This window comes from Vibrio sp. 10N.261.51.C6, from assembly GCF_041471785.1.
In the GTDB taxonomy this organism is placed as follows: Bacteria; Pseudomonadota; Gammaproteobacteria; order Enterobacterales; family Vibrionaceae; genus Vibrio; species Vibrio crassostreae_C.
On record NZ_JBFRPB010000042.1, the window covers coordinates 81,001 to 94,828 of the forward strand.

At 41.5% G+C, this 13,828-nt stretch carries 15 protein-coding genes; 2 read left to right on the forward strand and 13 right to left on the reverse strand.

Annotated features, from left to right (window positions below):
- Window positions 1-95: 95 nt before the first annotated feature.
- The 10 genes from AB4375_RS12130 to AB4375_RS12175 all read right to left on the reverse strand — a co-directional run bounded on the left by AB4375_RS12130 (window position 96) and on the right by AB4375_RS12175 (window position 8,252).
- Entirely contained in the window at window positions 96-1,310 is a 1,215-nt protein-coding gene (locus AB4375_RS12130) for an AAA family ATPase (RefSeq protein WP_017068205.1), read from the reverse strand.
- Window position 1,311: 1 nt separating this feature from the next.
- On the reverse strand, window positions 1,312-1,812 hold the full coding sequence (locus AB4375_RS12135) for a TadE/TadG family type IV pilus assembly protein (RefSeq protein WP_017068206.1): 501 nt from the start codon (window positions 1,810-1,812) through the stop codon (window positions 1,312-1,314).
- Complete coding sequence (locus tag AB4375_RS12140; protein ID WP_017063307.1) at window positions 1,812-2,240, reverse strand: TadE/TadG family type IV pilus assembly protein; 429 nt, start codon at window positions 2,238-2,240, stop codon at window positions 1,812-1,814. The genes AB4375_RS12135 and AB4375_RS12140 overlap by 1 nt, the downstream gene beginning before the upstream one ends.
- A gap of 2 nt (window positions 2,241-2,242) precedes the next feature.
- The gene (locus AB4375_RS12145) at window positions 2,243-3,508 is read right to left on the reverse strand and encodes a pilus assembly protein TadG-related protein (RefSeq protein WP_017068207.1); all 1,266 of its coding nucleotides are present in this window, start codon (window positions 3,506-3,508) and stop codon (window positions 2,243-2,245) included.
- Window positions 3,509-3,522: 14 nt separating this feature from the next.
- A complete protein-coding gene (locus AB4375_RS12150) occupies window positions 3,523-3,792 on the reverse strand; it encodes a hypothetical protein (protein ID WP_017068208.1) in 270 nt (89 codons plus the stop codon).
- Window positions 3,782-5,236 carry a type II and III secretion system protein family protein gene (locus AB4375_RS12155; protein ID WP_017068209.1) on the reverse strand — a complete coding sequence of 485 codons (1,455 nt, stop codon included), beginning with the start codon at window positions 5,234-5,236 and terminating at the stop codon, window positions 3,782-3,784. Before AB4375_RS12155 ends, AB4375_RS12150 begins: the two co-directional genes overlap by 11 nt.
- Window positions 5,237-5,244: 8 nt before the next feature.
- Entirely contained in the window at window positions 5,245-5,994 is a 750-nt protein-coding gene (cpaB, locus tag AB4375_RS12160) for a Flp pilus assembly protein CpaB (RefSeq protein ID WP_017068210.1), read from the reverse strand.
- On the reverse strand, window positions 5,987-7,336 hold the full coding sequence (locus AB4375_RS12165; protein ID WP_017068211.1) for an ATPase AAA: 1,350 nt from the start codon (window positions 7,334-7,336) through the stop codon (window positions 5,987-5,989). The genes cpaB and AB4375_RS12165 overlap by 8 nt, the downstream gene beginning before the upstream one ends.
- A 34-nt stretch (window positions 7,337-7,370) precedes the next feature.
- On the reverse strand, window positions 7,371-7,901 hold the full coding sequence (locus tag AB4375_RS12170) for a prepilin peptidase (RefSeq protein ID WP_017068212.1): 531 nt from the start codon (window positions 7,899-7,901) through the stop codon (window positions 7,371-7,373).
- 162 nt (window positions 7,902-8,063) lie between these two features.
- Entirely contained in the window at window positions 8,064-8,252 is a 189-nt protein-coding gene (locus tag AB4375_RS12175; protein ID WP_017068213.1) for a Flp family type IVb pilin, read from the reverse strand.
- 193 nt (window positions 8,253-8,445) lie between these two features.
- Here AB4375_RS12175 and AB4375_RS12180 point away from each other — a divergent pair, with 193 nt between their 5' ends.
- Together AB4375_RS12180 and AB4375_RS12185 are read left to right on the forward strand one after the other, a co-directional pair.
- On the forward strand, window positions 8,446-9,189 hold the full coding sequence (locus AB4375_RS12180) for an AraC family transcriptional regulator (RefSeq protein WP_017068214.1): 744 nt from the start codon (window positions 8,446-8,448) through the stop codon (window positions 9,187-9,189).
- Between the two features lie 83 nt (window positions 9,190-9,272).
- Window positions 9,273-10,961, forward strand: coding sequence for an AMP-binding protein (locus AB4375_RS12185; protein WP_017068215.1), 1,689 nt, complete (start codon window positions 9,273-9,275; stop codon window positions 10,959-10,961).
- Between the two features lie 173 nt (window positions 10,962-11,134).
- Here the strand turns inward: AB4375_RS12185 and AB4375_RS12190 are convergent, their stop codons facing one another.
- The 3 genes from AB4375_RS12190 to AB4375_RS12200 are packed head-to-tail and all read right to left on the reverse strand — an operon-like array spanning window position 11,135 to window position 13,592.
- Window positions 11,135-12,517 carry a VWA domain-containing protein gene (locus tag AB4375_RS12190; RefSeq protein ID WP_017068216.1) on the reverse strand — a complete coding sequence of 461 codons (1,383 nt, stop codon included), beginning with the start codon at window positions 12,515-12,517 and terminating at the stop codon, window positions 11,135-11,137.
- Window positions 12,518-12,528: 11 nt separating this feature from the next.
- The gene (locus tag AB4375_RS12195; RefSeq protein WP_017063295.1) at window positions 12,529-13,086 is read right to left on the reverse strand and encodes a TadE/TadG family type IV pilus assembly protein; all 558 of its coding nucleotides are present in this window, start codon (window positions 13,084-13,086) and stop codon (window positions 12,529-12,531) included.
- 11 nt (window positions 13,087-13,097) lie between these two features.
- Window positions 13,098-13,592 carry a TadE family protein gene (locus AB4375_RS12200; RefSeq protein ID WP_017063294.1) on the reverse strand — a complete coding sequence of 165 codons (495 nt, stop codon included), beginning with the start codon at window positions 13,590-13,592 and terminating at the stop codon, window positions 13,098-13,100.
- Window positions 13,593-13,828 lie beyond the last annotated feature (236 nt).

Genomic DNA, 13,828 nt, shown 5'->3' on the forward strand with positions numbered 1-13,828 from the left:
TGCGAAAACTGTTCTACTTTTTTTTCAAACTCCGGATTTATATTTTTTCGTTTAAAGAACATAACGATCCCTCATCTATGCTTAGAACAAACAACCTATGAAAATATCTTTTTGAGCCAACTTTTCTCTTCTTGCTCTGGAGGAGAAAGGATATGAGACAAATCGATGATCGAGCGTGTAATCGAACTCTTCTTTTTTGACTCAACCAATGGCTGACCTAAATTGGCACTCTCCAATGCGACCTTAAAATCGTTAGGCATTAAATGGATATCATGCTTCCCAACGGTTTGTTCTATGTCTGATAACTTAATGGTTTGTCGTTTCTCATAACGATTCACGATGATCTCGATTGCGTCTTGTTGTAACCCGTACTCAAATTTCAGAGTTCTGACTAAACGGTTACTGTTTTTGACCGACACTAAGGTTTGTTGAGTAACGAGTAACACCTTAGTCGCAGGGGAGATAGCCGATGCGAAGATATGATCTAACCCTCGAGAGAAATCGATAACAATGTAGCGATAGAAGCGACGTAATACGGGCAACAATCTCCCAATCTTTTGAGCATGTTCATAATCATCCGCATTATTTTCATGTTTGAAGCTTAGAACGTGTAATCCTGAAGCATGCTTGTTCACTAAGCTTCCCAAAGACATCTCGTCCAGGTCATTTGAGCTGTCGATAGCATCAGAAATACTGTAGGCGGGGGTGATATTCAAATATTCAGGAATAACTCCAAATTGAAGGTCTATATCAAGTAAAAGCACCTCATTCGGATGGTAACTTGCTATTTCAACGGCCGTGTTTAGCGCTAAGGTTGTCGCCCCCATTCCACCTTTGGTGTTAATAAACAGGAACACCTCCCCGTAGCTAGAGTTTTCAATTTTTTCCGCTGCGGTTTTCTTGAGTAACGGTAAGAGACCAGAAATAGAAATGTCATGAGATAGGAAATCAGAAGCACCCAGTCTTAGCGCTATTTTTAATGATCCATTGTCATTCTCATCACCGAATACAACCAAAGATAAATCATGCTCTTCCAACTGCAGATTATAGCTTTGCAGATCGACCATTTTCTGAGCCCAACCACCACTCGCTTCGACAAAGATAAGGTCTGGTGCATCTATATTTTTTAAGTGCTCTTCGGTCATTCCTAATAATGAAAACGAGTCGATATGAACATTTCGACAACGTTTTAACTGCTGTCTCATATGAGTATGAAAATTTTCATTGCTATAGATGAGCCATACATTCAAGTTGGTTTTAAGGCGAATCGCGTCATCTTCATTCGGTAAAATATCAATTGCTTCGCCCATATTACCCACCCTGTATTTGTTCCGGACACCTTGTCCTGATATTTGTTTCTGCTCTTATCACACCTAAACTTTCAGACGGTAAAATCGTCTCAAATGCAGGAGCGGCTAGAAATCCATTCGCCCCTAGAAAACTTAGATTACTGATCAGTTGAATGCCATAACCTGTCGCTCTTGCTCGTACAAACTTAATCGCATTCAAGTTTGCTTCCAGATCAGAAGTAATCTCAGCGCCTGCAGCATCCAAATACGCCACCTCCAAGTTGCTGTCGCTAAACCCCAGTAGTGGAATGTCTTCTGCAACAATCCCTGCAATGTTATCGCGATCCAACACGTAACAAACGGTTGCTAACCTTGCTGCTTTTCTTGTCGCTTCGTTAACAATCTGGAGTGAGAATACATAAGCCCCTAAAGCTAAAATCAGAAAAATCAGCAAGAAAACCAACCAAGAAACTATCGTAAACTCGATAATGGCTAAACCGTTGTGCTTCTTGATTGGTTTCATCAGAAAACCCTCATAACAGACGACACACTCAAGGGAACAGATAAGCTTTCAGATGAAAATGGAATCGATAAAAAGTGAGGAACATAGTCGTAATTAACCGTTACTCTCACATAACTGTCTGCTGAAGGAGGAGTGACAACTACATCAGAAGTTGCAAGGCTAGAAAGTATCGCCGTACCTACAGTGTTCTTACCGTAAACCACAATATTTTGAATTTCCGCAGTAGGAGCTAATGTCCCACCCTTTGTTCCATACACCTCACTTACAGCATAACGAGCTCCGTTTTGAACCGATTTTGAGATGACATTGTAGTGAATTAGGATGTTTCCCAGTTCAAGAACCAACACCAAGAAAAACAGTAATACTGGTGTCGCAATCAACATTTCAATTGCAGCGAGGCCCTGTTGTTTTTTAAAGTTGTTATCCATAACTAAGAGCCTCCTCCATCTGGGTCTTTATACAAAACAATTTTGTAAGGACCTTCAGTTGATGACTCAGCCCCACCAGAACCGCCAGCAACACTACAAGAATGTATGAATTCACCAAATACTGCAGGAGTACCGGAATTGTTAGTTGGCGCCTTTTGTAATAAGAAGAAGCACCCTATTTTCTGAACGGTAAAACTGGTTACTCCACCACTTTTACCTGAGCAATCGACCATAGGAATAGGAAGAATACGTCGCCATGCTGTACCACCAGACACACAACCAGAGCCCATACTTGCTATACATGCGTTGGTGTCAGCCTCATATTGGGAATAGGTATAAGAGCCATCAAAATCAATATCACCCGTTTTACTGTCTATCTTAATTTCAGAACTGGGCTCAGTCGTTACATAATCAGATGGGTAATCTGAACTTGATAAGCCGCCACCATAATCACCAAAACGAGTATTTAAACCATCAGCTGTAGGCCCAACCGTTCCCCCAGGCTTGGTAGTAACACTATCGCCAATAGCGACAGAGTAATCATAGTAACCAGCCAAGGCTTCTTTTACCGTGCTACCTCCAGATCCAAAGTCCAGTAGGTGATAATTACCATTTCCCATTTGAGACAGTTTTTTATCGCCCACTTTTAGAGCATGAACTGTACCTACCTCATAACCAAAGACATTGGTAATTGCCTCACCGGTAGCATCATCATAACCATCTTCGTTAATATCGTTATCTGAAGTCCCGTCACCAGTACACACTCCAATGGGTACAATATTATTCACAACTTGCAGTCCTGAGCTTGGTCCTGCAACCGCTGTTGCCGATACGCTTTTTGCTAAACCAAACATCTGAATAAAGAATTCATCCATATCTAATGAGCTGACATTAACTCGAACATATACATCATCATCAGATCCAAATGTTGGAGTCCCAGAAAAGTCTTTCGGATCATTTGAGTATTCAACGCTAACCACAGCAGTCGAGAAATCAAATTCATGATTACCAGAAGCCCCCGCCATAGCATTCAATGTTGATGTAACTTCTGCTGATACCGCGGTTTGATCTTTACTGTTATCCAAAATAGTCGCTGCAGCTAAAGTCGCTGAGTCAACCGCATTCTGTAGGCGAGTTTTATTCACTAGCATATGGTTGATATCCACTGCTAAAGCAGATATAGCTAGGAAAACTAGCAGCGCAATGGTTACAAATATGACCACCAACCCACCCTGTTTTTTAGGTTTTCTTGATACTTGATACAACATAAAGTACCTCCAAACTAATTAAAGCTCTGTAAGACCTGACTATTGCTCTCTGAAAGATCTTCATCGCCTTTACCCACGTAGCTGTCGTAACCCGCCTGCATGCGCTCCCCGGTACCATCAGGTAAAACCTGCAAGTTTTCCTGAGTCGCATTTGGGTTGTGTGTTTGCTCCATTTTCAACTTAGCAACCGACTGCCCCAAAGGCGCGTCATTCGCACAACCGACTAATACCAGTGCGAGAAAGACCATCATTGTTCTAATCATATCTATCTCCTTATAAATCATGACCAAATGAACCTTCGCTACCACCATCGGTCGGTGATATATCCTGTGAAGCTTGAGATTGTTCTGAATCAGATTCAGACGGTTCAGCGATGTAAGCGCTTCGGCCTAACAAGTAATATTCCAAATCATTAGGATCAACAAAGGCATCAGTTGGTAACGTTACTTTCGTTCGGTCAATAGGTTTAGCGAGTCGAGGAGTAACAAGAATAACGAGCTCTGTTTCACCAGATACATACTCTTGGCTATTGAAAAGCTGACCTAAAATCGGCACATCGCCAAAGCCTGGCATCTTGTTACTGATGTCCCTAACATTCTCACTCAACAACCCCGCAATACCGATGGTTTGACCGTCGGCTAACTCAAGCGTCGACGATGCACTTCTTCGGGTAATTGGAGGGATAAAGTAAGTCGCATTGGTGGTACCAGGATCAATCGTTAACGAGCTACTATTGGCAATCTCACTCACATCAACCGCTAAGTTTAGGTTGATTTTTTTGTCACTCAGTACCGTTGGGATGAACTTTAAACCCACACCATATTCTTTATATTCAATGGTAATACCATCTTCGTCAGGCACCGGAATGGGAAATTCTCCCCCCGCTAAAAACTCAGCCTTTGAACCGCTTAGCGCGGTTAAGTTCGGTTCAGCCAAGACTTTTGCCACACCATTTTGTTTTGCTACGTCCAATGCGAAAGTAAACAATGTATTGCTATCAATGAAAGAACCTAAAATGCCGTAATCGGTAGAGGTAGGAATATTGAAAATTGGGGTTGCACCTAACACTCCGGCAGGGACTGAAGACGCCCCCCAAGAAAAGTCAGACCCACTGGTTTGGAAGAAATGGAAGTTCGCATCAAACTTTCTTACCAAGCTTCTTTGAACCTCAGCAACCGTCACCTCTAACATGACCTGCTGAGCCCCTCCGATCGACATTAAATTAATAACACCTGTCGCTGCAGCTTGTTCACTTCCGCTTTCTTTTGATGCGTCAGCAGCCTGCCCTGACGAATAGGTTTCTGCGATTCGCATCGCCACATTCATTTGTTGTTGGTTGCTGACCTGACCGCTCAATAATAGACGGTTCTGCGCACTGTGCACTTCGATAGTTTCATCAGGAAGGAACTCATATAATTTAGCTTTAAGGCTATTAAGATCATGAGTAACCTCAATGTTAATAGACTCAATCAACCGACCTCGAGAATCCCAAGCCATTAGGTTTGTCGCACCTAATTTTTTACCAATTAAAAACACTTCATTTGATTTTAAAATTACAATATCTAAAACTTCAGGATCACCAAGAGAAACCTTCGCCGCTTTTCCCGACAGCACGACATGCGCAGATTTATGATGTGGAACCGTGACTGTTTTTCCCGTTTGTAACGCCGCAACACTGGCCGTCGAAATACAAATCAGGCTCAAAACACACGCAATTAATATTCTCATATTTCACCTCAATCCTTGACGCGCACATTAGATGTTTCTGTACCTTTGATAATGGTGACACTTGGTCTAGGCACATATCGACGAACCACTTTTTTCTCAACTTCATGTGGGTTTCTCAAAGTCAGCTGAATATCGCCTTTGCTTTTAGCCGTGAGAAGTTTCTCTGCCTCTTTCGGCGTCATCTCAAGTGTTACCGCTCGTACAATAATCGGACTGTTTTCTTTCGTTTTAGCCGTTTGGTCGACAGCCAAAACCTTAATGTCTTTTAATACTGTTTGAGTCGCTGCAGAATTTTTTCCGTAAGAAACGGTATTGAGAATATCAACCTTGTTACCCGGTAATAAGAAACCCGCCACACCAATAACATCATCAACACGTATCGTTACCGCACGTTTATTTTCAGGGATAAGAGCTGCAAGCGTTGACCCTTCTCCTGGTACAGTAAATCGTAACTTGTGAAGCACCTCTCCGGCATAAATGGTATTAGCGACAACCTTACCGATTAGCTCAGATTGATCCGAATAGTTATTTTCATTAATCCAATCAACCTCCATCAATCTGGTGGTTAAAAACTGCTCCTCGATAATAGTTCCGGCTTCAATTTCTTGTGATGCGACAACAACGGGGTGACGCTCGACCGTTTCAACTTCAACGGTTGGCTGAACTTGATCATCCATCCACTGCTTAGCAAAAAATACAGCCGCTAAGCCGAATACTACGGACAGTAAAAACAGTAGGAAAACTTGACTCTTATTCATTATTCTCTTCCTCGTGTCCATCAGAGGTAAAATAAACTTCCCATGCCATGGAAAGAATATCGAATGTGATAACAGGTGGTAGCTGCTCAAACGAAAGAATATCTTTGCTTATACCAACGAGATCTTTCGGTAAACATGGGAAAAGTGGCACCTTAAGCAACGTGTGCATTTGAGACAAACGCTCAAAAAAACCGTCTTGAAGCTCGACCTCTTTATCAGCAACGACGCTCATCCACAAAGCTTCATAATCTCGCTGATTAAGTGGCTTGAATTCAATCTTGTAACCTAAACGACGTAAAAAGGCAGGATCGCTTATTTTCTTGGGGTTTAGATTGGTAGAAAAGGCAAGTGTTAATACAAATGGCATCGTTATCTGCTGACCATTAGGCAGCGACAAATAGTCGAATGAGTACTCCATCGGTACAATCCAACGGTTAAGAAGCGCATCCACCGGCATGGGCTGACGACCAAGATCATCAATGACAAAAATCCCATTATTTGCCATCATTTGTACTGGGGCCAACCAGACTCGACTATTTTCTGAATGATTAACTTCAAGCATATCCATGGTAAGCTCACCACCCACCTGAATATTCGGTCTCTCACAATTAAGCCAACGCTTATCATATTGGTCTTTGAGCGAGATAGCGTTGGTACTCCCGTTTCTATCTAAAGGTTTATGGTGCTGTGCTGAGAAAACCTTGATGATATTTCCAAGAGCGTAGACTGCATAAGGAATAAATACAGACGTATGCAAGGCATTCACAATACGGCTCGCGACAAAGGTTTTGCCAGTACCGGCATGCCCATACAAAAGCAGAGCTCTGCCCGAATTAATTGCCGGGCCTAGCACGGAGATCATTTTGTCTACGCCGTAAACATCACTAAGAGCCGCTTCGACATGCGGTCTGGTCACCAATTCAGCTCTCAAATCTTGTTGTTTTACAACGTCACTGTATTGACTAAGTGAAACGGGAACGGGGCCTAAATAAGCATCTCGAGTAAAAGCGAGATCTGCTTCTTCTATGCCCTTTTCAGACAAGGAATAACGAACGTGACTGTGTGAAGAGGAGTCTAAGGATAAAGCTGAAGTTGGTTGAAAAACTTCAATGAATGATTTTTGTCTAAGTACCGCAAGTCCATTTTCAACAATATGGGTCACCACACACAAATGGTTAGAAAGCTCCAACACATCAGACTTAGGGTAAGCGGATAAGTGTTTAAGTAATAAGTTTTCAATCACAACTTCAGGTATACCAAGCGATTCAATGGAAGTCGGAACCAAAGGAGCTGATATTTGAGGCTTTAAATTACTCGGGGACGGTATCCCTCTAATATCCATATGTTCTCTCCAACACATCGAATTTCAATTTAAATTACGTAAAATAGCTATACATCGCAAAGCCTATAACAACTGAAGGTGCGAAAGGCATCGTCACCTTATTTGAATACCTAGAATGAACCGTTGACACAGTTTTTGTGCTGGTTGACATTCCACTAACTAACATTAGTTTCTCTTCAAAATAACCTTTTACCGTTAGAGACTCGCTGTTCGCACGGTTATAAAGTAAGTAAAACACAGCAATTATTCCCGCGGAAATGATAATATAATAAGTAATATCAAGTAGGTTACCCCATCCAACATATAGCCCTATCACCCCCAAAAATTTCACATCGCCAGCAGACATTGCTCTCAAGAAATATAAAATAAGTCCCGAAGAGAAAAAAACAGCCGCCCCAACCAAAGAAGTGCCAAGTAAACCCCAAGTTAATCCACTATTAATCGCAATAATAAAGTACAACAATACAAATAAAATCAGAACCTTATTCGGTATTCGATTTTCTTTCACATCAAATACTGATACCACAACCAATAGCACCCAAAAAACTAGAGATTCACTTATCATTCATTCATATACCTGACACAATTAATTGAAATTTACTGAACAAGGATACAGCTATACCAGAGAATATTGCCCAAGCGAGAAAAACAAGCAAAGCCGCACCGATAATGTATTCGACAATGGTTAGTCCTTTCTGCTTTTTTATTCTCTTAATATTCATAGTTTCTATGGTGCTGTCGTCGTACTAATCGCACCAACAATCGCGCTTAGTTTCGTTGATAACGCACTACCTATTCCACTAAATATAGTTGTCAATCCTAAAACGAGCATAGCAGCACCGATCACATATTCTATGACCGTCAGACCTTCTTCATCATTCATGAATTCTTTAATGTTTTTCAATATGTTACTCATAAGAATCTCTCCTTGATTTACGTATCAGGTTTTATTTACCTGTAAACTAAATCTAGAGCCGAACCATATATTCGGTTAGGATTTTCTTGCCATTTACTTGCACTTTTTTGTCGCACTTCTAATCTATTTAAATAAACACATTCATCAATACTTCTCTTACTGCTTATTTAAGTATGATACCGGTTTAATAACTATGAATATAATTACACCTTTACTGTCAGATATAGATAGCGACTTTAATTCAATCATCATCAATAAAATAAGTCGTTACTTTCTCATAAAAAACCATAAACAGGACATATCTATAATCAGCCACTTAGATGTAAGGTTAGTATTTTTTATATTGAATAAAACGGATGAACTTCAACTACTTAAAATGGCACTATCTATTTGTGAAAACTTGAACAAGCGAATTGTTATTATTTGTACAGGTCAGATACCTAATAACGTTCGAAATCATAAGAATGTATTCTTCGTAATTGAAACAATCAGTCATCATCTGACCAGTTCATTCGAAGAACTAAAGCATAAAACCCAACACATCTTTGAAGCACATTTCGACCTCGATCGAGACATGAATAACAATAACCAAGAACCGACAAAACAGTTTACTTCTGAAGTTGTTAACTTTGTTATGGATAACATTAACAAGGAAATAAGAGAAACAGACATAGCTGAAAAATGTCACTGCTCAGCAACCTACTTTTCTAAGAAGTTTCATCTACACTTTGGAGTAAGCTTTAGAGACTTTGTGTGCGATAAACGAATCCTGTTAGCCAAGAAGTTAATCGAAGCCGATACCGAATCAAAAATAGCTGTAATTTCTTATCAATGTGGCTACAAGGATGTGTCGTATTTTTCAAGAATTTTTAAGAAAAGGACGGGCGTAACCCCTGCAAGCTATAGACGTGCCTGCACAGATAACAGAAAACGCTAATTTTACTCCCTAAAAGAAAAAACCATGGTACATTTAACATGATTTTAACAAAAATAACTTAGCGAAAAACATGGAGTTAGACAATGATTCAGCCTAACGAGTTTAGCCAAGAACAAGCAACAGCTCTCCCTACACCCAATGACATGATTTTAAAATGGGCAGAAGAACGCCCAGATGAAGTCTATTTGAAACAGATTATTAATCGCCAATTTGTCGAATTTACTTATAAAGAAGTAGCAGACAAAGCACTGAAATTGGCGTCAGCATTAGAAGGACTCGGAGCCCAACCTGGCGATCGAGTCGCTCTCGTATCGAAAAACTGTGCAGAATGGTTCATCTGCGATCTTGCCATGATGTTAGGAGATTTTGTCAGCGTCCCAATCTTTCCTACAGCGGGTGCAGACACCATTCAGTACTGTATTGAACACAGTGAAAGTAAAATTGTGATTGCGGGTAAGCTTGACGATCCTAAAGCCACTCAAAAAGTACTTGATGACAATCCGAGCTTAGTGAGTATTTCACTACCATACGACAGTGCAGCGAAGTGCCAACACACTTTCGAACAGCTCATTGATACACATGAACGATCAACCAAACGCCCTCAGCATCACGACGATAAGCTTATGTCACTTGTTTATACATCGGGTACATCAGGGTTACCAAAAGGCGCAATGCTCACGTACGGTGCGTTTACTTGGTCTGTTCAAAGGTTGATTGACCATATTGGGATCCAACCTGGCGATCGCCTGTTTTCTTACCTACCGCTTGCTCATATTACAGAACGCGTTTACATCTTTGGTTCTTCAGTAATGGGGGGCGTGGTTACGGCTTTCCCAGAATCTTTAGACACCTTTATTGATGATGTGAAAATGCATCGCCCTACACTGTTTATTTCAGTTCCTCGCTTATGGACTCTGTTCCAGCAGCGAATCCAAGACAAATTGCCACAGAAGAAACTGAACTTCTTATTGAAGATTCCGTTTATCAACAACATCATTAAGAAGAAGCTTGCTGATGGTTTAGGGTTAGACCAAGCTCGTGTTCTCGGCTGTGGTTCTGCACCTGTATCACCCGCTCTACTCGCATGGTATGAGAGTGTTGGCCTGCACATTACCGAGGCATGGGGCATGACAGAGTCTTTCGCCTACAGCACGCTCAACTACCCATTCAGAGCCGATAAAATTGGTACGGTTGGTAATGCAGGTCCAGGGATCGAACTCAAAATAGCTGAAGATGAAGAGATTCTAGTTCGAGGCAAAGGCTTATTCTCTGGTTACTACAAGAATGATATTGCAACCCAAGAGTCTTTTAACTCGGATGGTTGGCTTCATACCGGTGATATCGGTGATATCGATAGTGAAGGTTACCTAACAATTCGTGGGCGTAAGAAAGATACCTTTAAAACAGCTAAAGGTAAGTTTGTTGCCCCTGTACCAATCGAAAACAAACTGTTTGAGTACAGCCGCGTAGAAATGATGTGTTTGATAGGGCTTGGCCTACCAGGCCCAATCCTACTTGTGGTACCGCATGACTTCCCTAATTTCGATAGAGCTCGCTATGAGAAAACGACAAAGCGCGTTATCGAGAAAATGAACGAGCAGCTCGGTTCACACGAGAAGATCAAAGGTGTATTGATGATTAAGGAACCATGGAGCATTGAGAATGGCGTGTTAACCCCGACTCTCAAAATCAAGCGACATATCCTTGAGCAGAAATACCATGAAGTTGGTCATAACTGGCCGAAAGATAAATTGGTGGTTTGGGAAGAATAACCATGACTTCCACCTAACACTGAATAAAGAGTGCTACTAAACTGAAACTAGCACTAAGAGGGAGCTTGAGAGCTCCCTCTTTTTATATGACCCACTTTCTGTTGGCCTTTCTTCCTATTGACCGTTTTTCTACTGACAGCCTTATTGCAAGTAAACCGACCCGCAGACAACTATTACAAGGTTAACCTGATAATTACGTCTAACATCTCATCAAAACAAGGACCTAGCGCCTCTTCATCGATGGCATGACAATACACTCCTTCAAGCTGAGCAGGGTCATAATCCGCACTAAGATCAGGATCATCTAATAGCGCACTAGAATTCGCCATCCGTAGCAATAAGTCTTCACCAAACTCGCTATCAGGTCCTGTCGCTGATGTTAGAGATGAACCTAACCCTAACGTAAATACATAAATATCTTCCGTTCTGGCTTTTTCCGCAATATCTTCGACGAGATTACGCGCAACCCGATTTACACGGGTATACAAATCATTCGCTGAATGACTATCTGGATCATATTGCGCGACTGGACGCAACGCATGAGACGGATTTAGAATGTTGAACTCGGTGGCGCTTGAATCATGAGTCGTGTAGTACTGGGGCATCTCACTGATATGGTCATCAATATCATTTCCCTCATAGCCACCAGATAAAGTGGTGGCTATCGAGTCATGCCTCCAAAGCCCTCTCGGCGTACCACTGGAACCATCGCTTGATCGAATAGCGCCCGTATGTGAATCCCCGTCCTCAAAATCAAACGTGGTTGCAAAGGTGTTTGGTGCTCCATCGGTAAAGAACACGATCACTTTCAAATTTGCCGGATCAGTCACCGTTCTCAGTTCATTCAGAGCTCGATACATCCCTTCCGATGCATTGGTATATTGTGCGTTCGAGGTACTACCAAAGTTAAAGCTATCAATTTCAGATTTGATAGTGCTTCGACTGTGTCCTCGAGTCGATGTGAACCCAACAGGTACCTCTGCCCCAAACGCAAATTTCACCAACGAGATACGATCAAAACCTTCATGAAAATTCTCAACGAATGACTTAGACCTATCGATGACATCTTGAGTCACGTCGCCGATACTCCCTAACCTCAAAGATGTTGTGTTATCAATCACTAACACTAAATCTACAGGGCGGCGGATCGACTGTGCGGATACACCAGGGTTAAACGCGTCTAGCCCTATCAATGGCAAAAAGACAGTGGGCACTTGCGCTGTTGCTGAGATATCGATAGAGATATTACCAAACGAATCATTAGCGAAATTGACTGCGCCTAAGCTAGGAGTGGCTGAATAGAAGTCTGCGGGGATATTAGCTGCAAAATATTTTTGAGCAGCTGCCCGTCCAGCATCTTCGCCATTAGCGACCGCCCTTGCAGCCGCAATGCTGGCTGCATCGACCGCGGCAAATAATTTCGACTTAACAATATAAGCTCGACCAGCATCAACAGAAAGACCAACAACTAAGAGTATAAAAGGCAGCGCAATAATTGACATCAAAGCCACTAACCCACGACTGTAACGATATTTGATTGGGGTTCCCTTATCCATATCGACCTCCCTTACATATATGTTGTGTCGCTCAGAATGTATTCATCATCAAACACTCGACTAAAAATAGGCGAGTAGTCGTAAAAGACTTCAACGCTGTACACAATCTCTCCATCATCAAGTGCAACCGCTAAGTTGTTAACAACAGGAGGATCATCAGCATCCACATCCGAGCACTCTCCATCATTGGCCCAATTGCTGCAGCTCGCCCAAATAGCACTGTTTTTACTTAACCCGTGCTGGTTCCATCGATACTGACTTTTAATGTATGGAGAAGCATCTTCTTGACCGACCAACTCAGTAATGTAAATAACGCCGTCTTGCGTTAAATCCAAAGTGCCTGATGTTGTCGCTATGATGTCCATGACTTCTTGTGGGGTATCAGTGTTACTTCGCGAGATAATGTTTCCACCTTCTCGACTGATACTGATAATAACGTGGTTAGCTTGAATGAGATGTGTTATGTCGACAGCCGCCACGATCAGTAGCATAAATAAAGGCGCTATCAACGTCATTTCGATTGCTGCAAAACCTTTCTGAGCGGCTTTTTTCAATTTAAAAGGAAACATCCAGTCCCTCCCTAAAAAGCTTCGTTTTTCATCGCTGCGCTGACGGTAAATTTGAATTTTCCATCATCGAGCAAAACATACATATAGGGATTTACAGATGGCCACTCACAATCAAGATGAATAGAAATAATGTCTCCAGAACCGCCAAAGCCGGTGATTGCATTACCATAGACATCTTCAACACGTATATTCTGAACATCCATCACTTTATCGAGTAAACCGCTCGACGATTGAGAGATTTTTTCCAAGATAGCCGCTTCGCGATCACTCGATGAGTCAGGATCCAAGTCAGAACGACCTGTAATGGCATATCTTGCCCCCTCCCTTGCCGAGTGTTGCATGGTCAGTTTAACGAACCCATAAATACCAAGGTCAACAACCGTTAAAAAAAGCGCAAAAAACAGGCTCACCACAATCGTAAATTCGATAATAGCGATACCTTTTATTTTGGATTTTAGACCGCTTCGATAGCGGTTACCTTCTGAACCTCTTGAAATAAATTTCATACAGCCCCCACCCTTTCGTCTTTCTATTCATCCTATCTAGCCCAATAGAATCCTAGGAGATATAGAAAGACTCAACATTACAGATATAGAATTGATAAATGAGTTATTCAAGCAGCATTCAATTAATCAATTTCAACACTATTAATACGGAGGTGGATTCAAACTGTTTTTTGTTTAATTTAATTTAATTCAATTGCTTATATAAAATTAAAGGTTCTAATAAAACATAGTAATTT

Bases quoted from the DNA above. Each gene is read 5' to 3' on its own strand.
- AB4375_RS12195 (WP_017063295.1), bottom strand. From the start codon at position 13,086: ATGTTTCCTTTTAAATTGAAAAAAGCCGCTCAGAAAGGTTTTGCAGCA.
- AB4375_RS12185 (WP_017068215.1), top strand. From the start codon at position 9,273: ATGATTCAGCCTAACGAGTTTAGCCAAGAACAAGCAACAGCTCTCCCT.
- AB4375_RS12175 (WP_017068213.1), bottom strand. From the start codon at position 8,252: ATGAGTAACATATTGAAAAACATTAAAGAATTCATGAATGATGAAGAA.
- AB4375_RS12145 (WP_017068207.1), bottom strand. From the start codon at position 3,508: ATGTTGTATCAAGTATCAAGAAAACCTAAAAAACAGGGTGGGTTGGTG.
- AB4375_RS12170 (WP_017068212.1), bottom strand. From the start codon at position 7,901: ATGATAAGTGAATCTCTAGTTTTTTGGGTGCTATTGGTTGTGGTATCA.
- AB4375_RS12200 (WP_017063294.1), bottom strand. From the start codon at position 13,592: ATGAAATTTATTTCAAGAGGTTCAGAAGGTAACCGCTATCGAAGCGGT.
- AB4375_RS12140 (WP_017063307.1), bottom strand. From the start codon at position 2,240: ATGGATAACAACTTTAAAAAACAACAGGGCCTCGCTGCAATTGAAATG.
- AB4375_RS12180 (WP_017068214.1), top strand. From the start codon at position 8,446: ATGAATATAATTACACCTTTACTGTCAGATATAGATAGCGACTTTAAT.
- AB4375_RS12150 (WP_017068208.1), bottom strand. From the start codon at position 3,792: ATGATTTATAAGGAGATAGATATGATTAGAACAATGATGGTCTTTCTC.
- AB4375_RS12135 (WP_017068206.1), bottom strand. From the start codon at position 1,812: ATGAAACCAATCAAGAAGCACAACGGTTTAGCCATTATCGAGTTTACG.
- cpaB (WP_017068210.1), bottom strand. From the start codon at position 5,994: ATGAATAAGAGTCAAGTTTTCCTACTGTTTTTACTGTCCGTAGTATTC.
- AB4375_RS12155 (WP_017068209.1), bottom strand. From the start codon at position 5,236: ATGAGAATATTAATTGCGTGTGTTTTGAGCCTGATTTGTATTTCGACG.
- AB4375_RS12190 (WP_017068216.1), bottom strand. From the start codon at position 12,517: ATGGATAAGGGAACCCCAATCAAATATCGTTACAGTCGTGGGTTAGTG.
- AB4375_RS12165 (WP_017068211.1), bottom strand. From the start codon at position 7,336: ATGGATATTAGAGGGATACCGTCCCCGAGTAATTTAAAGCCTCAAATA.
- AB4375_RS12130 (WP_017068205.1), bottom strand. From the start codon at position 1,310: ATGGGCGAAGCAATTGATATTTTACCGAATGAAGATGACGCGATTCGC.